This is a genomic window from Clostridium putrefaciens (assembly GCF_900461105.1).
Classification (GTDB): Bacteria; Bacillota; Clostridia; order Clostridiales; family Clostridiaceae; genus Clostridium_L; species Clostridium_L putrefaciens.
On record NZ_UFWZ01000001.1, the window covers coordinates 933,360 to 953,233 of the forward strand.

General features: G+C 29.8%; 17 protein-coding genes. All 17 read left to right on the forward strand.

Annotated elements, in window-relative coordinates:
• The first annotated feature begins 218 nt into the window (after positions 1-218).
• The 17 genes from DY168_RS04015 (at position 219) to cutC (ending at position 19,811) form a co-directional block, all read left to right on the forward strand.
• Positions 219-596 (forward strand): HD domain-containing protein, encoded by a 378-nt coding sequence (locus DY168_RS04015; RefSeq protein ID WP_115640592.1) that lies wholly within the window; start codon positions 219-221, stop codon positions 594-596.
• A 144-nt stretch (positions 597-740) separates the two neighbouring features.
• A complete protein-coding gene (locus tag DY168_RS04020) occupies positions 741-2,021 on the forward strand; it encodes a CYTH domain-containing protein (protein ID WP_242984152.1) in 1,281 nt (426 codons plus the stop codon).
• A 26-nt stretch (positions 2,022-2,047) separates the two neighbouring features.
• Positions 2,048-3,025, forward strand: coding sequence for a deoxyguanosinetriphosphate triphosphohydrolase family protein (locus tag DY168_RS04025; protein ID WP_115640594.1), 978 nt, complete (start codon positions 2,048-2,050; stop codon positions 3,023-3,025).
• A gap of 187 nt (positions 3,026-3,212) precedes the next feature.
• Complete coding sequence (locus DY168_RS04030) at positions 3,213-3,719, forward strand: VanZ family protein (RefSeq protein ID WP_115640595.1); 507 nt, start codon at positions 3,213-3,215, stop codon at positions 3,717-3,719.
• An 829-nt stretch (positions 3,720-4,548) separates the two neighbouring features.
• On the forward strand, positions 4,549-5,229 hold the full coding sequence (locus DY168_RS04035) for a response regulator transcription factor (RefSeq protein WP_115640596.1): 681 nt from the start codon (positions 4,549-4,551) through the stop codon (positions 5,227-5,229).
• Positions 5,220-6,236: a sensor histidine kinase gene (locus tag DY168_RS04040; RefSeq protein WP_115640597.1), complete on the forward strand. Its 1,017-nt coding sequence runs from the start codon at positions 5,220-5,222 to the stop codon at positions 6,234-6,236. The genes DY168_RS04035 and DY168_RS04040 overlap by 10 nt, the downstream gene beginning before the upstream one ends.
• A gap of 112 nt (positions 6,237-6,348) precedes the next feature.
• Positions 6,349-7,119: an ABC transporter ATP-binding protein gene (locus DY168_RS04045; protein WP_115640598.1), complete on the forward strand. Its 771-nt coding sequence runs from the start codon at positions 6,349-6,351 to the stop codon at positions 7,117-7,119.
• The gene (locus tag DY168_RS04050) at positions 7,109-9,106 is read left to right on the forward strand and encodes an ABC transporter permease (RefSeq protein ID WP_115640599.1); all 1,998 of its coding nucleotides are present in this window, start codon (positions 7,109-7,111) and stop codon (positions 9,104-9,106) included. The genes DY168_RS04045 and DY168_RS04050 overlap by 11 nt, the downstream gene beginning before the upstream one ends.
• A gap of 566 nt (positions 9,107-9,672) precedes the next feature.
• Positions 9,673-10,767, forward strand: a complete 1,095-nt coding sequence (locus DY168_RS04055) for a hypothetical protein (RefSeq protein WP_115640600.1) — start codon at positions 9,673-9,675, stop codon at positions 10,765-10,767.
• Positions 10,768-10,955: 188 nt separating this feature from the next.
• Positions 10,956-12,098 carry a 1-propanol dehydrogenase PduQ gene (locus tag DY168_RS04060; protein ID WP_115640601.1) on the forward strand — a complete coding sequence of 381 codons (1,143 nt, stop codon included), beginning with the start codon at positions 10,956-10,958 and terminating at the stop codon, positions 12,096-12,098.
• 165 nt (positions 12,099-12,263) lie between these two features.
• Entirely contained in the window at positions 12,264-13,094 is an 831-nt protein-coding gene (locus tag DY168_RS04065) for a MerR family transcriptional regulator (protein ID WP_115640602.1), read from the forward strand.
• A gap of 500 nt (positions 13,095-13,594) precedes the next feature.
• Positions 13,595-14,689, forward strand: a complete 1,095-nt coding sequence (locus DY168_RS04070; RefSeq protein WP_115640603.1) for a hypothetical protein — start codon at positions 13,595-13,597, stop codon at positions 14,687-14,689.
• A 4-nt stretch (positions 14,690-14,693) separates the two neighbouring features.
• On the forward strand, positions 14,694-14,960 hold the full coding sequence (locus DY168_RS04075; protein WP_029452603.1) for a hypothetical protein: 267 nt from the start codon (positions 14,694-14,696) through the stop codon (positions 14,958-14,960).
• Positions 14,961-15,073: 113 nt separating this feature from the next.
• Positions 15,074-15,370, forward strand: coding sequence for a BMC domain-containing protein (locus DY168_RS04080; protein WP_029452604.1), 297 nt, complete (start codon positions 15,074-15,076; stop codon positions 15,368-15,370).
• A gap of 22 nt (positions 15,371-15,392) precedes the next feature.
• Entirely contained in the window at positions 15,393-15,701 is a 309-nt protein-coding gene (locus DY168_RS04085; protein ID WP_115640604.1) for a BMC domain-containing protein, read from the forward strand.
• Between the two features lie 35 nt (positions 15,702-15,736).
• Positions 15,737-17,218, forward strand: a complete 1,482-nt coding sequence (locus DY168_RS04090; RefSeq protein WP_115640605.1) for an aldehyde dehydrogenase family protein — start codon at positions 15,737-15,739, stop codon at positions 17,216-17,218.
• 43 nt (positions 17,219-17,261) lie between these two features.
• Positions 17,262-19,811: a choline trimethylamine-lyase gene (gene cutC / locus DY168_RS04095; RefSeq protein ID WP_115640606.1), complete on the forward strand. Its 2,550-nt coding sequence runs from the start codon at positions 17,262-17,264 to the stop codon at positions 19,809-19,811.
• Positions 19,812-19,874: the final 63 nt, after the last annotated feature.

The window sequence follows — 19,874 nt, forward strand, 5'->3', positions numbered from 1 at the left end:
TACCCTGATTATTTATTGTATCTTTAAATAAATTAATGAAAATAAGAAAACAAAGCGGTAGGTAAGAATAGTATCTAATGTTTAATTTTGTGAAAGAAGAGGAAAGATAATATTCTTGTGGAATATTATACAAGTGGTTAATATGATTTATATGACAGGTTGAATAAGATATAAGAATAGTTTTAAAACACATTATATTAAGTAAGGAGTATTATGATATGTTAAATGGTAAAATAATAAGAGATAGTGTTCATGGAGATATCTTTATAGAACAAAAGTTTTTAGACTTAATTGAAACACCTGAATTTCAAAGGCTTAGAAGAATTCATCAGTTATCAGTAGCAAATTTAGTTTTTCCTTCAGCAGAACATACTAGATTTTCTCATTCTATTGGAACATTTCATGTGATGAAGTTAATTATTGATCATTTTGAAGAAGTGTTTAATGAGGTAAATATAGTAATTGGAGATAGGGATAAGAATTTATGCTTAGCTATAGCACTACTTCATGATATTGGACATGGACCATTTTCACATGCTTTTGAAGGAATATCAAAGGATAGTCATGAAGAATGGACAAAGAAGATAATATTGTAAGAAGAAGCTTTAATAAATAAGATATTAAAGAGTAATTTTGACAATGACTTCCCTAATGATTTAGTAGAATTAATTAATAAAGAAAGACTAATTAAAAGTAAAGGGTTTAAGGGGAATAGGGATCAAAAAATAGATTTGTTTTTTGTGATGTCTTCATTAATTAGCAGTCAATTGGATGCAGATAGACTTGATTATTTATTACGTGATTCATTGAATTCAGGAGTGAAATTTGGGAATATAGATATATCAAGAATAATAAAATCAATGGGAATTACTATTTACAAAGAAAATCTTTATGTTTGTATAGGTGATAAATATTTGCCTGATATTGAAGCATATTTGCTATCAAGATTTCAAATGCATGAAAGCATATACTTTCATGATAATAAGTGTGAAATGGAGTTGATAATAGAAAAAATATTTATGAGAATAGAAGAATTATATAATTTAGGAGAGTTAACAGGGATAGTTCCAAAAGAATTAATACCAATATTAAAGAAAGAAGAAATGAATATCAAAGATTATATAGAATTAGATGATTATATGATGATTTCTTTATTTAAAAGTTTATATAAAGTTGAAGATAATGTTTTAAAAGAATTGTGTGCAGCAATTTTGTATAGAAAGAAATACAAAAGGGTAGAAATTATGGATAATGGATTTGGATATGTAGATAAGTTTAAATTGAACTTAGTTAAGCTTTTAAATAAATACAATTACAGGGTTAAGGATATGGAAAAAGAATATTTTTGGTTAGAAAAAGATATAAAAAATGTTATGTATAAAAATAACAAAGAAAATATTTGGATAATATCAACTAATGGGATTGTATCAGATATATCACAAATATCTAATTTAGTAAATGTACGAAAAGAAAAAAGAATTCACTTTATAAGCTATGATATATTGTATAATTTAATACCTTATGAACAGCTAGAATTATTTAAAAATGAACTAAAGCAAATAATGGATTCTTATAATAGCAGAAATCATATTGAAATAGAAAGCAAATATTTAATACCTAAAGAACTAAAAGAAGATATAATTATTTCATTAGAAGAGACTGATAAATATAAAATTTCTAATAAAACTAAGGTTACACAAATGGACATTTATTATGATACTAATGATTTTAAGCTTTTAAAGAAGAAGATATCATTACGAATGAGAGAAATAGATAATAAATATTATTTAACAGTAAAATTACCAACTGTACAAGATGTGAATGAACGATTTGAATACGAATTTTTAGTTAATGACAAAAACTTAATTAATAATTTATATTTATTTGATGAATATTTAGATTTAGATATATTAAAAATACTTAAAAATACTAAACCCGTTTTAAATATAATAAATGAAAGAGAAAAATATGATATATATGAAAAGGATTCAAACATAATTGGCAAAGCATTAGGGTTGTAACGAAACTAGAAGAGGAATCATTAAATTTGACAGACCATACTCTTTGGGGAATTTTAAATCATAGTAAAAAACAATATGAAACATGTAGTTATTATTGTAATGATAAAGATAAAAGTAGATGTAATTTAATTCATGAAGAAAAATCATGTAATTCAAGTGGAATTATGTCACTAGAATTTTATGAAAACGATTTGAATGATATTGTTCAACATACAAAATTTGATGAATGTTGGTCAGTTGAAGCAGAGGTAGTTAATATAGCTGATGAAATAGCACAAAGGCATCATGATATTGAAGATGGGTTAGAGTATAATTTAATTCTTATAGATGAATTAGTGGATGAAATTAAAAATAGTTTTAAAGATTGTATTATTGACGAGGATAAGAAGAGATTGGAAGAATTGAAGAATAAATCTAAATCAATTCAATTAAGAGAGTACTCAGCGATTATTGTCAATACTCTTACTAGTGATGTTATTAGAAGTAGTCAAGAAAGATTAGAATCATTAAAGGAATCATTGGATATTAAGACAAATGAAAATTTTTATAATAATAAAATAAAAATCGTTAATTTAAGTAATAAAAACTGTTTAAATCAGTTAATTAATTTTTCTCCAAAAGTTAAACGAGAAGATAAAAACTTTAAAAAGTTTTTACGAGATAGAGTATTAAATTCATTTAAGGCGCAAAGAATGGATGGAGTAGGCAATCATATTATAAAAGAATTATTTAAAGCATATATCGATAATCCACAACAACTTCCCGATAAGACAATTATTAGTTTGTATATAAACTTAATGTCAGAGGGTGGATTGGATGAGTATAAAGTAAACGGTAAAATATCAGTAGGGAAATTAAGAAATAAGTTGCAAGTAGATCATAATAATAGATTTAGAGAAAGTAATTATATTAATGGCTTGACTAGAACAATATGTGATTATATTTCGGGAATGACGGATAGATATGCTATAAGTGAACATAGAAAATTATATAATTATAAATAGAATGAGGTATGATATAGCACATTAAATCAGATTTGTATAATACATTGGCAGATGGAAATCCTTTTGTTGTAATAGTTTTTATTATTGAATGTGATTGTTAATTAATGTACAATTTAAGTGTTAATATAATTTTATTTTTCGTTTAATATCAGGAGCATATTGCTAATTTAAAGATTGGAGTAAAATAATGAAAAAGAATACATTTAAAGTTTTGAAATTATTTATTTGGTTGTTATTTATCTTATATTTATTTATTCTTATTAATGTAATTGTCTTAAAAGGTATAAACCCATTAAAAATTACAATACCTAATATACATAGATCTTTCATTGAAAAAATATCAGCTATAAATTTCATTCCTTTTAAAACAATATTATATTATTTAGGTGGGAATGAGCCTTTAACTACATGTGTAAAAAATATACTAGGAAATATTTTTGCATTTAGTCCCCTAGGGTTTTTATTACCCATACTATTTAAGAAATGTAAAAAGATTAAACATATATTTTTTGTATCATTTATACTAAGCTTATCAATTGAAATAACCCAGGTACAGTTCTATTTAGGAAGCTGCGATATTGATGATATTATACTAAATGTTTCAGGAGCTATTTTAGGATTTGCCATATATCAAGTGATTCTTAGACACAGGTGGAATTTGCTTATAAGGAATACATCTCCATCTGAAACCTAGAGCACCTCTGAGGTTCAGAAAATTACCAGGTACAAACATTTTACATTACCATATTTGCTTATATTACTTTATATGGTACAATAGCCAAAGAATATATTAAGGAGGAATGTAAGTTATGAAACCAGCTAGTTGCTAAACAAGATATTGATTTCACCTAAAAATTAATAATCTGTTCTATTAGAGTATTACTTTCACATATATGTGGAGGGTGTATTTGTTGCACTCTTTTATAGAATTAGCAATTTAGAAGATAACTTACGTTACTAAAATATTTATATTTAATAAGATGAAAAGGTTTAATGATTTATATAGTGGTAGTATAGTGTTTTGAAGCTTAATATGATGTTAGCTTTAAGTTAGTTAATATTAAGTTTAACTTACAGTGAGCACTACCTTAAAGGATACCTACTTAAAATTTTTAATAATTTCTAGTTTTATCTTAATTAAATAGAGTAATTTTGTGTTTTAGACTGTAAGAGGAGAAATCTTCTTATGGTCTTTTTGTTGTGCGAATACATTTTTATAATAATAGAGTTTGGCGAAAAAGGTAAAGAATAAAAAAAGTAAAGAAAGAAAAGAGGAATTTATTATGATGGAATTATCTTTTAATAACTTAAAGAAGTATCTAGATGCCACTCTAGTTCTTGAAAATATAAGCTTTAGTGTTTATGATACTTGAAGGTAAGGCTAGAGAGTATTTATCAAAGTTTATGTTCTTTGGAAGTGATGTATCTAAATATGTAAGCTATGTTGTTATATAAAATTTTGCTATATACTTTAATAAGATGCAAAACAAGAAGATAATAGGTTTATTTATTAGGAGGGTAATATGGACACAAAGAAAATTTTTATTATAGAGGATGAGGAGAAGATTAGGAAGGAACTAAGCACATTTTTAAATAGATATGGGTATGAAACTAGTTATTCTTTAAATTTTGAAAACATAGTAGAAGAAGTTATGAAAGAAAAATATCATTTAATTTTATTAGATATTAATCTTCCTTACTATGATGGTTATTATATTTGCAGGGAAATAAGAAGAAGAAGTTCTGTGCCAATAATAGTTGTAACAAGCAGGGATAGTGAAGTAGATGAGCTTATGAGCATGAATTTAGGGGCAGATGACTTTATAACAAAGCCTTATAATACTCAAATACTTTTAGCTAGAATATCTTCTATAATAAGAAGAACCTATAGTGATTCTGATTCAGAGATATTGGAATACAAAGGACTTTTACACAACTTATCCATAAGTGAAGTGGAATATAATAATAATAAAATAGAACTTAGCAAAAATGAAAGTAAGATATTATATGTTTTAATAAAAAATAAGGAAAAGATAGTATCTAGGAATGAAATAATAGAAGCTTTATGGCAGTCAGATGAATTTGTTGATGATAATACATTAACAGTAAATATAAATAGATTAAGAAAAAAGCTACAAGAAATAGGCGTAATAGATTATTTAAAAACTAAGAGAGGTCAAGGGTATATATTAATATGGAATTAATGGATTTCATTAAAGAAAGAATATTATTTATAATTATAAGTTTATCTATACTAATATTTAGTTCAATATTACTAGCTGCTCTAGGGGTAGACTCTTATGCTATCTTTTTTATTTTTATACTTAATCTTATTGGAATATCCATATTTCATGTATATGACTATTTTAATAAAAGAAAGTATTACAATGAGGTAATTTCAAATTTAGACAGGTTAGATAAGAAATATTTGATTTCAGAGGTGATAGATCAGGGGAATTTTCTAGATAGCAAGATTTTGTATTACATAATTAAAGAGGCCACTAAAGCTATGAACGATGAAATTGCTTCTTTAAAGATAAATAATAATGAATATAGAGAGTATATAGAACTATGGGTTCACGAGGTAAAGACTCCAATATCTAGTTGTAAGCTACTTATAGAAAATAATAAATCAAATATTACAAAAAGCATAGATGAAGAAATAGATAAAGTTGAAAATTATATAGAACAAGCTCTCTTTTACACTAGAAGTAATGCTTTAGAAAAGGACTATATAATAAAAGAATTAAACTTAAAAAACTCTATTAATAAAGTTATAAAAAGAAACGCTAACACATTAATAGAAAGAAAAATAAAAATTGAAGTAAAGGATTTAGAGGAAGTTGTTTATTCGGATAGTAAGTGGATTGAATTTATTATAAATCAAATAATATCTAATTCCATTAAATATATGGGGAAAAGTGAAGGTGCAATCAAGTTCTATACAAATAATATAGGAGAAAATATTATTTTGAACATTGAAGATACAGCCACTGGCATGAATGAGAAAGATGTAATTAAGGCTTTTGAAAAGGGGTATACAGGAGAAAAGGGCCGTAAATTTGGGAAATCCACTGGCATAGGTTTATATCTATGCAAAAAGTTAGCTATAAAACTTGGACTTGGAATAAGTTTAACTTCAGAAATTAATGTTGGAACTAAAGTATCTATAAATTTTCCTATAAATAGAATGATGATTTTTGAAAAATAACTTTAAATATAGTTATATTACAAAAGTGTAAGCTTTCTGTTATGTTGTTCTATGGCTCTAGGGATTAATAAGGCTTACAATTATCCTAAAGACTTAGTAGGAGGAGGATAATATGGAAAGAGAAGTGTTAAGAGTAAGTAATATAGAGAAGTATTATGGAAGGAAAGGAAATATCACAAAAGCAATTGATAATATAAGCTTTTCTGTTGAAGAAGGAGAATTTGTTGGTGTGATGGGGGCTTCAGGCAGTGGAAAAACTACCCTTTTAAACTGTATATCAACAATAGATAAGGTAACTAGTGGACATATTTATATATCTGGAAATGATATTACAAAATTAAATTCAAAAAAGGTATCAAAGTTTAGAAGAGAAGAACTAGGATTTATATTTCAGGACTTTAATCTTTTAGATACTCTAACAGCTTATGAAAATATAGCTTTAGCTTTAACTATATTAAAAGTTGATCACAAGGAAATAGATAAAAGAGTAAAGGATATAGCTAAAAAGTTAAATATAGAAGAGGTTTTAAATAAGTATCCATATGAAATGTCAGGTGGACAAAAGCAAAGAGTTGCATCTGCAAGAGCAATAATAACAAGCCCTTCATTAATATTAGCAGATGAGCCTACAGGAGCGTTAGACTCTAAGTCAGCTAAAATGCTTTTAGAAAGCTTAGAAGATTTGAATGAAAGTTTAAATGCCACAATCATGATGGTTACCCATGACGCATTTTCTGCTAGTTATTGCAGTCGTATTTTATTTATTAAAGATGGAAAGATATTTAATGAATTAATTCGTGGAAGTGACTCAAGAAAAGAATTCTTTAAGAAGATAATTGAAGTTATAACCCTTCTTGGAGGTGACCAAAACAATGTATTCTAAGCTAGCTTTTAGGAATCTAAAAAGAAGTTTCAAAGATTATACTATCTATTTTCTAACATTAGTATTTGGAGTATGTATATTTTACACATTTAATTCAATACAATCTCAAAGTATCATGATGGAATTAAATGAAGTTCAAGCAGTAGCATTTGAACAAGTAGAATCTATAATGGGCTATGCATCTATATTTGTATCCTTTGTTTTAGGATTTTTGATTATATATGCAAATAATTATTTAATAAAAAGAAGAAAAAAAGAATTTGGAATATATATGACGCTAGGAATGGAAAAGGTAAGTTTATCTAAAATAATTTTTATAGAAACTTTATTAGTTGGAATAATATCTTTAGCTATAGGACTCGGTATAGGAGTGCTTTTATCACAAGGATTATCAGTGCTAACAGCAAAAATGTTTGAAGTAAACCTTACTAAGTTTAAATTTATTTTTTCATCAAGTTCAATGATAAAAACTTTACTTTGTTTTGGTGGTATATATTTAATTGTACTATTGTTTAATTCAATAACTATAAGAAAAGTTAACCTTATTGATTTGTTAACATCATCAAGAAAAAATGAAAAAATAAAGATAAGAAACATTTGGATTTCAGTAATAACATTTATTATAAGCTGCATTATTATTGGATATGCATACTATATGACTTTAAAGGGTGGAGTAGCTGAATTAAACTTTAAGGTAAATGGCATAAGTATATTATTAGGTACAGTTGGGACCTTTTTGTTTTTCTTTTCTTTATCAGGATTTTTATTAAAGCTTGCTCAAGCTAATAAAAAACATTATTTAAAAGGGCTAAATATGTTTGTATTAAGACAAATAAATAGTAAGATAAACACAGTATTTATATCTATGTCTTTTATATGCTTAATGCTATTTTTCGGAATTTGTATGTTTTCAGGGGGACTTGGTATAAATAGCGCCATGAATGCAGATGTAAAAGATTTAACTCAATATGATTTAACATGTTGGAATTTTAATGGAGCTAATATTGAAAAGGTATTAGAGGAAAATGGAGTAGATTTAAGTAGATATTCTAGTGAATATGTAAATTACACAAATTATAATAGTGGTTTTAAATATAATGATATTTTATCAGAGGAAGGAAAAGAAAAACTTAAAAGTTATTATCCCGTAAGCTCAAATCAGGCAGTTCAAGTTATAGGAATATCAAAATTTAATGAAATCATGAAGATGCTAAAGAAAGATACGATTAAATTGGACAGGAATGAATATGCAATCTTTACAGATATAAAAGATTCTATAAAGGTGTTTGATAAGATTTTAGATTCTAATAAGGAACTAAATATAAATGAATTTAAATTAAAACCAAGTGAAATTAATGTAATGGAAGTTGTCGCTTATGATTATATGATGAAACGTAATTTATGTACTATTATAGTTAATGATTCTGTCACAGAAGAGTTAACACCTGTAGGTTCTTTCTTAAACTTAAATTATAAAAAAGATAATAATAATAACAATATAGAAAAATTAATTAAAGATGAGTTAGACCCTTTAGTGCAAAAGGAAAAAGGCAGTTTGTATTATATTACAATAGATGAGTTAGTGGCAAATACATCAAGTTTTGGAGCAATAATATCTTATCTTGGTATTTATATTGGCGGAGTATTTTTAATAACTTCAGCGGCAATATTAGCCATTCAACAGCTATCTGAATCAACAGAAAATATAGAAAGATATAACCTGTTAAGAAAAATAGGTGTAGATGAAAATGAAATTAATAAATCTTTGTTAAGTCAAATAGCAATATACTTTATAATGCCATTATCCTTGGCATTGATACATTCTATGGTGGGACTAAAATTTTCCCAGAAAATAATAGGCCTAGTTGGGGGCACAGGAGCAATGAGCAATGTGTTAATTTCACTATTTGTATTAATCCTTATATATGGTGGTTATTTTATAGCAACTTATTTTGGAGCAAAGAAAAATATAAGTGAAAGAATATAAGAGGTTCTTATATAAATTTAATATAAGCTTTTCCATTGAAGAAGGGGAAGTGGAAAGATATTTAATGAATTAATTCGTGGAAGTGACTCAAGAAAAGAATTCTTTAAGAAGATACATGAAAACGTTGACCTTAGAGGAAGGTATGTTAGGAAAAGGATGAATATTATGGATGAAAATTATACAATTATTAAATAATAGGCTTCATTTTTAAGGATATGTAGCTAAAATGGAACTTTATTTATTACTTTTGAAATTTGAAATTTATATATATAGGTTGATTGTTAAAGTATTGACAGTGCCGTTATAACGGGATTTTATAGAGTCAATTAATGCTTAACTCTTAAGTTTTTCTATTAAAATTTAGAAAAATATTTGTAGATATAATAAGTGTTAATTGACTTTACCCTATAGGGCATAGAATATAATTTAATTATAATAATATATTCAGCAGGATATTAATAGGTTATTAACAAGTTATAAAATTGAATGTTAACGAAATAACAATGTAAAGGATATTTATTAGTAAGTTAATATATAAATTATTTTATTGAAGGTGGTTTTATTTTATGAGTGAAGTTTTAGCGGTGGTAAATATTCAGGCAGTTGCTGCAAAGAAAAGGTTACAGAGTAATTTTTTGAAAAAGGGTATAACACTAGCTTTATCTTCGGGACTTGCTTATGGGTTATATACTGCATTTTTAACTATGGGCATGACTAAGGGGGTTTGGGCGGACTGGTATGGTGCTAATACAAAAGGATTATCAACATTTGTTGTGGTTTACTTAATTGCAGCACTCGGGAATGCAATAAATGATGTCTGTAGCGCTGTGTGGGCTCTTTCATATGCAGGTATTAAAGGTAAATTAAAAGATTTTTTTAGATGTATTAATACTCCACCAGGACGTATGATGATAGTTGCAGCACTTATAGGTGGGCCTATAGCTGGTACAGCCTATGTTATAGCTATTCAAATGGCTGGTTCAATAGCTGTTCCGATATCAGCACTTTGTCCTGCAATTGCGGCTATATTGGGAAAGGTATTATATAAGCAAAAATTAAGTAAACGTATGGCATTGGGAATACTTATATGTGTAAGTGCCAGCTTTTTAATTGGTAGTGCAGGCTTTAGTGTTGGAGCTTCAAAAACCACTTCGATAGGTATTGGAATAGCCTGTATTGCAGCTTTGGGATGGGGATTTGAAGCTTGCGTTGCTGGATATGGTACCTCTATGATAGATCCACAAATAGGAATATGTATTCGTCAAGTAACATCAGGTATAGCAAATTTGTTTATATTAGTTCCTATATTTGGGTTTATGGCCGGGGGTGTAAATATTTCATTTGATCTTGCTATCCAAGCATTTACAAGTGGCCCTGCAATGATTTGGTTTCTTTTAAGTGGTCTTTTATCATTTATAACATTTATGAGTTGGTATGCTGCAAATAGTATGTGCGGAGCTGGACTTGGTAGTGCATGCAATGGTACTTATTCATTTTTTGGACCGTTATTCTGCTTATTACTACTAGGTGTATATGGCGGAATGGATGGATGGGCATTACCTTCAGTTGCCTGGGTTGGAGCTATAGTGATGATGTTTGGTATACTTACAATATCTATGAATCCACTTGATTTACTTAGAAGAAAGAAAGAAGAAATTTAAATATAAGGTTATGAATATTGTGGATTGGATTTGTTTTACTTGAGTCAATAGTTGTATTATTAAGATAATGTTGATATAATATTAAACGTGATTTGATTGTTATAATTTTATTTTAAACTCGGTTTTAAATTATGGAATAACTAGATTCATTTATGTCTTAAATGTTTTGAAAATAGGAGGACATGAATATGAAAGAATTTAGTATTAACACAAAGGTCTATTTTGGAGAGGGTTCTTTAGATAGATTGAATGAAGTGAAAAATAAGAAGGTATTAATTGTATGTGATAAATTTATGGAAACTTCAGGCGTTGCGTCTATGATACAAGGAAAACTTGTTGATTGTGAAACTTATATATATAGTGATATTGTGCCTGATCCATCTTTAGAGATTGTGGCAGCTGGTATTCAAAAGTTACAAAGCTTCGGGGCTGAAATCCTTATAGCTTTAGGTGGCGGTTCATCAATTGATGGAGCAAAGGCTATTAGAGAATATGCTAAAAAGGTTAGTGGAGGGGTTTCTTCTATAGAAGAGTTTTATGCTATACCTACTACAAGCGGTACAGGTTCTGAGGTAACTGAATATGCAGTAATTACAAATAAACAAGAAGGATTAAAATGCGCTCTTGCAGATAAATCGCTTCTTCCAGACTTTGCGATACTAGATCCAGCATTAGTAAAAACTGTTCCAAAAGGCATAACTGCTGATACGGGAATGGATGTAATTACACATGCTATAGAAGCTTATGTTTCAAATACAGCTACTGACTTTTCAGATGCTATGGCAGAAAAGGCTGTAACTTTAGCTTTTAGATTCTTACCAAAAGCGTATCTTGATGGAAATGATCTAGTAGCAAGGGAAAAACTTCATAATGCATCATGCCTTGCAGGTATGGCATTTAATGCAGCAGGACTTGGAATCACTCATAGTTTAGCTCATGTTGTAGGAGGAAAACTTCATATTTCTCACGGAAGAAGTAATGCAATGATACTACCTCATATAATTGAGTATAATGCTAATTTAAGTAAAGATACTTTAAAAGTTGAATATAATCTAGCAGCTAAAAAATATCAAAGACTTGCAAAGTTATTAAATTTACGTGCGCCTAATGTGTACATTGGAGTTAATAATTTAATTAGGGCTATTGTGAACCTTCAAACTACATTAATGATTCCAAAAACATTAAAAGAACAAGGTTCAGATATGGAGTTAGCAAAGGCATCGAGAGAAGAAATTGTTAATGCGGCTATAAATGATATTTGTACAGCTACAAACCCTAGAGAAACAACTAAAGAAGATTTATTAATACTTTTAGAAAAATTTACAGAATAAAGGTTAAATATATAAGTATTTAATAAATAAGAAGGCTTCAAAATGTAAAATTATGCATTTTGAAGCTGTTTTTTTGAAGTTTTTATAAAATTGATATATAATTAATATTTGAGGAATGACTTTAAACATAAAATATAAGTTAATATTATCACGAGGGGGCTTAGTATGAGTAAAGAGTTTTATTCTATAGGGAAAGTTGGGGAAATATGCAAACTTACAACAAAAGCTTTAAGATATTACGACAAAATGGGAATATTGTCTCCAGATAAGGTATGTGATGAAAGTGGTTACAGATATTATAGTAAGAAGAATTTGTTATCTGTTCCAATTATAAAATATTATAAGCAAAGTGGATTTAAACTTGAGGAAATGAGAGAATTCTTAAAAGGTACAACATATGATTACTTTGGAAAAAGTTTTGAAAATAAAATTGAAGAGTTAAATGCACTTGAAAAGGAAATAAATCTAAAGAAAAGGTCAGTTAAAGACTGGCGCGACTTAATAGTAGAGGCAGAGATGGTAATCGAAAATAATGCTTGTGACGTAGCTGTAAAGTATATAAATAATCGCAATTTAACATTTTTAAATCAAGATTTTGAATATGATTATATGGAGTCTATAATTAATATAGAATTTACTAATTATATTGAAAGTATAGAAAATGCAATAACAGGCCCTGTAATTATACACTTCCCATCTATTAAAGATAAGATTAATGGAAGATGCAATAAGATATGTATAATGCAACAAGCTATTTTGAAATGCAAAGAAGAGTTAAGTATAGACTTTGGTGGGTGGATGGCAGTTACTTGTTACCATATAGGCTCATATGAGAAAATTAATGATACATACATAAAAATGGATGAATGGGCAAAAAGTCATGGGTATATATGTAGTGAGGAATCCTATGAAAGATATGTAACAGATTATTGGACAACTAACAATATAGATAAATTTGTAACAGAGATTTTAATTAAAATTAAAGGCAAAAGTTAAATTTAAGACAGTGAAAACGTTGACCGTAGGGTAGAGTATCTAAAGACTATAAGGAAAATACTGCGAAATCCATAACGTTTTTCATGAGAATGGTTATTTTATTAAAGGATATAATTAGAATTAAATTATATCTTTTTTTTGTTTTATGAAGCTTAGGGTTAATTATATATAGGGCATATGTGTTGGTACAAGCTGTATAGATGGTGATTGTGATTTTGCTTTAAAGTATAGGGATTCATGGTGGATTTTTAGAAAATAAGATTTGTTTAAATGTTTAGAGAAATATTTATTGACATTGACCCATGGGGAAGGGATTATAATTTAACTTGTAGATATGAATTGAAAAGTTATTAACAAAGTTTAAGAGCAGAGTGCAAAAAGTATAACAATCACGAAGTAATATAATTATTAAAAAACATTTCTATTAAGGGAAGTTTGTATACAGTATATATTTTATCAATTAATATATAAATTATTTTTATTGAAGGGAGTTTTATTTTATGGCTGAAGTTTCACAAACGGCAAGTACAAAAGCTGTTGTTGCAAGAAAGAATTTACAAAGTAGTTTCTTTAAAAGAGGTATATCTCTAGCTTTATTTTCAGGAGTTTCCTATGGATTATACACAGCGTTTTTAACAATGGGTATGACTAAAGGAGTTTGGGGGGACTGGTATGGTGCTAATACAAAAGGGTTGTCAGCATTTGTTGTAGTTTATTTAATTGCAGCACTTGGAAATGCAATTAATGATGTCTGTAGCGCTGTGTGGGCTCTTTCCTATGCTGGAGTTAAAGGAAAGTTTAAAGACTTTTTAAGATGTATAAATACTCGCCCAGGACGTATTATGATCTTGGCCGCACTTATTGGTGGACCTATAGCTAGTACAGCTTATGTTATATCTATACAGATGGCAGGTTCCATAGTTGTTCCAATATCAGCACTTTGCCCTGCAATAGCTGCTATATTAGGAAAAGTTTTATATAAACAAGAATTAAATAAACGTATGGCAGTTGGAATCGTTATATGCGTAGGCGCAAGTTTCTTAATTGGTAGTACAGGATTTACAGGAGAAACTTCACCTACTTTACTTTTAGGTTTAGGAATAGCTGTTATTGCCGCTTTAGGATGGGGATTTGAAGGCTGCGTTGCTGGATATGGTACAGCTATGATTGATCCTGAAATCGGTATTTGTATTCGTCAAGTAACATCAGGTATAGCAAACTTATTTATACTAGTTCCTGTTTTAGGAATGATGGCTGGCGGAGTAAATATTTCTACAAATCTTGCAATTCAAGCATTTACAAGTGGTCCTGCAATGATTTGGTTTGCATTAAGCGGTCTTTTAACATTTTTAACATTTATGACATGGTATGCTGCAAACAGTATGTGTGGAGCGGGACTTGGAACTGCATGTAACGGTACATATTCTTTCTTTGGACCATTATTCTGCTTACTAGTATTAGGAGTATATGGTGGAATAGATGGATGGTCATTACCTCCTGTTGCTTGGATGGGAGCTGTAGTAATGATGTTTGGTATAGTTACAATATCTATGAATCCGCTTGATTTGTTTAGAAAAAAGAAAGAGGAGGTTTAAATAGATGAAACCACTTAATTATGCAATCTTAAAACACTTCACTAAAGTTGAAGAAGCCTGCGCTGATGATGTTATAGAAGCTTTAAAAGGTGACTATGGCGACTTTAAAGCCCTAAAAAGAGATTCAGTAATTAATGCTCTAATGACAGCAGAAGCAAATGGACTTATAGAAGAAACAAGAATAGATTTAAATAAAAATGGACAATTAAGAGTTTATTATTATGCACATGAAGAGGGCGCCGCTACAATTAATAAATACATTAGAGATTAGTTGTATATCATTTGCATTTATTAGATTAAGACATTTACTAGAATACTTATAAACAAAAGAATACATATAAACACAAATATACATGAGCTAAGATCATGAAGGAGGATTTATAAGTGAGATATTATGGAAATGAGGCCCTAGGTCTTGTAGAAACAATAGGATTAGTTCCTGCACTTCATGCTGCAGACCAAATGCTTAAAGCAGCTAATGTAGAATTAATCTCATATGAAAATATTGGTTCTACTCTTGTAACAATTATGGTAAAAGGTGATGTAGGCGCAGTAAAATCTGCAGTAGAAGCAGGAGCTAAAGCAGCAGCATCAATTGGAACATTAACAGCACACAATGTTATGCCACGTCCTATAAGACAAGTTGGCGATATTGTTTCAGTACACGATATTGATTTATAGAATATAGGAGGAATGAATACAGATGGCAAGTTATGAAGCTTTAGGACTAGTTGAAACTTTTGGTTTAGTTTTTGCTTTAGAGGCAGCAGATGCGATGTGTAAAGCATCAAATGTTGAACTTGAAGGATATGCAAACGTTGCATCAGGTTATATAACTGTATTAGTTCGTGGAGATGTTGGTGCCTGCAAAGCGGCAGTAGATGCCGGCGTTGCAGCTGTTGAAGCTATGGAAGGTGCAAATGTTTATAGTTCAATGGTTATCCCAAGACCACATCAAGATATTGAAAAGATAATAAAACGTTATGAGCTTTCAAGTCTTGTAGCAGAATAAAAAATATAATGGTTAGAAGGAAAGGGAGAGAGAATATGAATATTATTGATAATGATTTACTCTCCATGCAAGAAGCGAGAATTCTTGTTGAAAATGCTCGTGAGGCACAAAAAAGATTAGCAACATTCCCACAAGCAAAACTTGATGAGATAGTTGAATGTATGACTGAGGAAATTAGAAAACATTTAAATGAACTTGCAAAAATGTCTAATGAGGAAACCGAATATGGAAGATGGGAAGATAAATATATCAAAAATCATTTTGTGTGTAAGGATCTAAAAAATAGGCTTAAAGGTATGAATTGTGTAGGGATTATAAGTGATGATAAAGAAAACATGACAAAGGATGTTGGAGTACCAATGGGTGTTATTATAGCCTTTTGTCCAGCAACAAGTCCCGTTTCCACAACTATATATAAAGCTTTAATTGCAATTAAATCAGGAAATGCAATTATATTTTCACCTCATCCAAGAGCAAAGAATACCACTTTTAAAACAATGGATATTCTAATTAGAGCTGCAAAGGAAGCTGGACTTCCAGAAGGCGCTCTTGCATATTTGCATACAGTTATGAAAAATGGGTCATTAGAACTTATGAATCATAAAGATACTTCACTTATAATGAATACCGGTGTACCAGAAATGCTTGATGAAGCCTACAAATCTGGAAAGCCAGTAATCTATGGAGGTAATGGAAATGGCCCAGCGTTTATAGAGCGTACAGCTGATATAAGTACTGCGGTTAAAGATATTATTGAAAGTAAGAGCTTTGATTACGGTGTTGTTTCTGCAGCAGAGCAATCAATCGTTGTTGATAGTTGCATTGAAACAGAAGTAAAAAGGGAACTACAAAAAAATGGTGGGTACTTTATGACTAAAGAAGAGTCAGAAAGCTTAGGTAAACTATTCTTTTTTAGAGATGGAAGCCTTGATTTTGAGATGGTTGGTAAGTCACCACAATTTCTAGCTAAAAGAGCTGGGTTCAGCGTTGATGAAGATGTTAGGATTCTTATTTCAGAGCAAAAGTATGTTTCGAAATCAAATCCTTATTCAAGAGAAAAGCTTAGTCCTGTACTAGCCTTTTATGTAGAAAATGATTGGATGCATGCTTGTGAGAAATGTATAGAATTATTACTAAGTGAGCGACATGGACATACATTAGTTATACATTCAAAGGATGAAGATGTTATTCAGCAATTTGCATTAAAAAAGCCGGTTGGTAGAGTACTTGTTAATACTTCAGGAACTTTTGGAAGTATGGGAGCTACTACAAATTTATTCCCTTCAATGACTTTAGGGAGTGGATCTGCAGGCAAGGGTATGACATCAGATAATGTTTCACCTATGAATTTACTATATATACGTAAAATTGGTTATGCAGTTCGTAAAGTTGATGAATTTAAAAGATCAGTAGATGACTCAAATGTGGTTATAAGTACTAATGAAGACAAAGAAAAAACAGAGGACTTTAAGCTATTAGAACGTATCATAAAAGAAGTATTAAAAGACTTAAAGTAGGAATCAGTGTTGAAATAAAATTAAAGAATGTGAGGTAATTGAAATGGATATTAACGAATTTTCAAAAGAATTTTCAAGTAAGTTTATGGAAGCTACTAAGAACATGTCAGAAGTAGAACGTGCTAGTATATTAGAAATGTTTAAAAAGGTTTCAAAAGATATGGTAGATGAAGAGCCAACTACTAAATTAGCAGGTGTAAATAATGGTGAAATCCCAGATGGAATAACAGAGCGTTTAGCTAAGTTAAAAGAAAACTATTTAAAGCATGTTCCATCAATAACAACTCACCGTGCAAGAGTTATAACTGAGATGACTAAGAAAAACCCAGGTATGCCTAAATCAGTTATACGTGGTAAATCTTTTAGACGTTGTTGTGAAACTGCCCCAATATTAATTCAAGATCATGAGCTTATAGTTGGAGCACCAAACGGAAGCCCACGTGCAGGATCATTTTCACCTGATATAGCTTGGAGATGGATGCTAGATGAAATAGATACAATAGGAACTCGTCCACAAGACCCATTCTATATCTCAAAAGAAGATAAGAAATTTATGCGTGAAGAGTTATTTCCATTTTGGGAAGGTAAATCAGTTGATGAGTACTGTGAAAGCCAGTATCGTGAAGCTGGAGTATGGGAACTTTCAGGAGAATCTTTTGTTTCAGACTGTTCATATCACGCAGTAAATGGTGGAGGAGACTCTAACCCAGGATATGACGTTATATTAATGAAAAAGGGTATGCTTGACATAGTAAAAGAAGCAGAAGAAAAATTAGAAAATCTTAGTTACGATAGACCAGAAGACATTGAGAAAATATACTTTTATAGATCATTAATAGATACTGCAGAGGGTGTTATGATATATGCTAAACGTATTTCAGAGCACGCAGCAGAGCTTGCAGCAAAAGAAACTAACCCTACTCGTAAAGCAGAACTTCTAAAGATTTCTGAAGTAAACGCTAGGGTGCCAGCACATAAACCATCAACGTTTTTTGAAGCAGTTCAATCAGTTTGGACTATAGAATCATTACTTGTAGTTGAAGAAAACCAAACTGGTATGTCTATAGGACGTGTTGACCAATATATGTATGAATTTTACAAAAATGATATTGAATCAGGCCGTATGAATGATTTTGAAGCATTTGAATTAGCAGGTTGTATGCTTATAAAAATGTCTGAAATTATGTGGATAACAAGTGAAGGTGGATCTAAATTCTTCGCAGGTTACCAACCATTTGTTAACATGTGCATAGGCGGTGTTACTAGAGAAGGACGTGATGCTACAAATGATTTGACATACCTTTTAATGGATGCAGTTCGCCATGTTAAGATATATCAACCATCTTTAGCTTGTCGTATACACAAATCATCACCACAAAAGTATCTTAAAAAGATAGTTCAAGTTATTCGTGCAGGTATGGGATTCCCAGCATGTCACTTTGATGATGTTCATATAAAAATGATGTTATCAAAGGGAGTTTCTATAGAAGATGCAAGAGATTATTGCTTAATGGGATGTGTTGAGCCTCAAAAGGCAGGAAGATTATATCAATGGACTTCTACCGGATACACTCAATGGCCAATATGTATAGAGCTTGCTTTAAATAATGGTGTACCTCAATGGTATGGTAAGCCTGTATGTCCAGATGCTGGAGATATAAATCAGTTTAAAACTTATGAGCAATTTGAAGAAGCTGTTAAAGATCAAATCAAATATATAACTAAATGGACAAGTGTTGCTACAGTAATTTCTCAACGTGTTCATAGAGATATTGCACCAAAACCACTTATGTCTATGATGTATGAAGGTTGTATGGAAAAAGGTAAGGGAGTAGAAGCTGGTGGAGCTATGTATAACTTCGGACCAGGAGTTATATGGAGTGGTTTAGCTACTTACACAGATTCTATGGCAGCTATAAAGAAATTAGTATTTGATGATAAGAAGTACACACTACAAGAAATGAAGGATGGTTTAAACGCTGACTTTGTTGGATATGATAAATTAAAGAAAGATTGTTTAGATGCACCTAAGTATGGTAACGATGATGACTATGCAGATCTTATTGCAGCTGATCTAGTTAACTTTACTGAAAGAGAACATCGTAAATATAAGACATTATATTCAGTTCTTAGTCATGGTACTTTATCAATATCTAACAACACTCCATTTGGTCAATTGACTGGAGCTACAGCAAATGGACGTAGAGCGTGGATGCCTCTATCAGATGGTATAAGTCCATCACAAGGAGCTGACTTTAAAGGACCTACTGCTATAATTAAGTCTGTTTCTAAGATGTCTTGTGAAGATATGAATATAGGAATGGTTCACAACTTTAAATTAATAGCTGGTCTTTTAGATACAAAAGAAGGAGAGCAAGGAATAATTACATTATTACGTAGTGCATGTACTCTTCAACTTGGAGAAATTCAGTTTAACTACTTAGATAACAAAACTTTAATAGAAGCACAAAAACACCCTGAGCAATACCGTGACCTAATAGTTCGTGTTGCTGGATACAGTGCATTCTTTGTTGAGTTATGTAAAGACGTTCAAGATGAGATAATCAGTAGAACTGTGCTTACACACTTTTAATAAAAGGTAGTATAAAACTTTAAAGTAATTAAAATTTATATAATCTATAATCTACATATTAGT

Bases quoted from the DNA above. Each gene is read 5' to 3' on its own strand.
- DY168_RS04015 (WP_115640592.1), top strand. From the start codon at position 219: ATGTTAAATGGTAAAATAATAAGAGATAGTGTTCATGGAGATATCTTT.
- DY168_RS04030 (WP_115640595.1), top strand. From the start codon at position 3,213: ATGAAAAAGAATACATTTAAAGTTTTGAAATTATTTATTTGGTTGTTA.
- DY168_RS04035 (WP_115640596.1), top strand. From the start codon at position 4,549: ATGGACACAAAGAAAATTTTTATTATAGAGGATGAGGAGAAGATTAGG.
- DY168_RS04040 (WP_115640597.1), top strand. From the start codon at position 5,220: ATGGAATTAATGGATTTCATTAAAGAAAGAATATTATTTATAATTATA.
- DY168_RS04045 (WP_115640598.1), top strand. From the start codon at position 6,349: ATGGAAAGAGAAGTGTTAAGAGTAAGTAATATAGAGAAGTATTATGGA.
- DY168_RS04050 (WP_115640599.1), top strand. From the start codon at position 7,109: ATGTATTCTAAGCTAGCTTTTAGGAATCTAAAAAGAAGTTTCAAAGAT.
- DY168_RS04055 (WP_115640600.1), top strand. From the start codon at position 9,673: ATGAGTGAAGTTTTAGCGGTGGTAAATATTCAGGCAGTTGCTGCAAAG.
- DY168_RS04060 (WP_115640601.1), top strand. From the start codon at position 10,956: ATGAAAGAATTTAGTATTAACACAAAGGTCTATTTTGGAGAGGGTTCT.
- DY168_RS04065 (WP_115640602.1), top strand. From the start codon at position 12,264: ATGAGTAAAGAGTTTTATTCTATAGGGAAAGTTGGGGAAATATGCAAA.
- DY168_RS04070 (WP_115640603.1), top strand. From the start codon at position 13,595: ATGGCTGAAGTTTCACAAACGGCAAGTACAAAAGCTGTTGTTGCAAGA.
- DY168_RS04075 (WP_029452603.1), top strand. From the start codon at position 14,694: ATGAAACCACTTAATTATGCAATCTTAAAACACTTCACTAAAGTTGAA.
- DY168_RS04085 (WP_115640604.1), top strand. From the start codon at position 15,393: ATGGCAAGTTATGAAGCTTTAGGACTAGTTGAAACTTTTGGTTTAGTT.
- DY168_RS04090 (WP_115640605.1), top strand. From the start codon at position 15,737: ATGAATATTATTGATAATGATTTACTCTCCATGCAAGAAGCGAGAATT.
- cutC (WP_115640606.1), top strand. From the start codon at position 17,262: ATGGATATTAACGAATTTTCAAAAGAATTTTCAAGTAAGTTTATGGAA.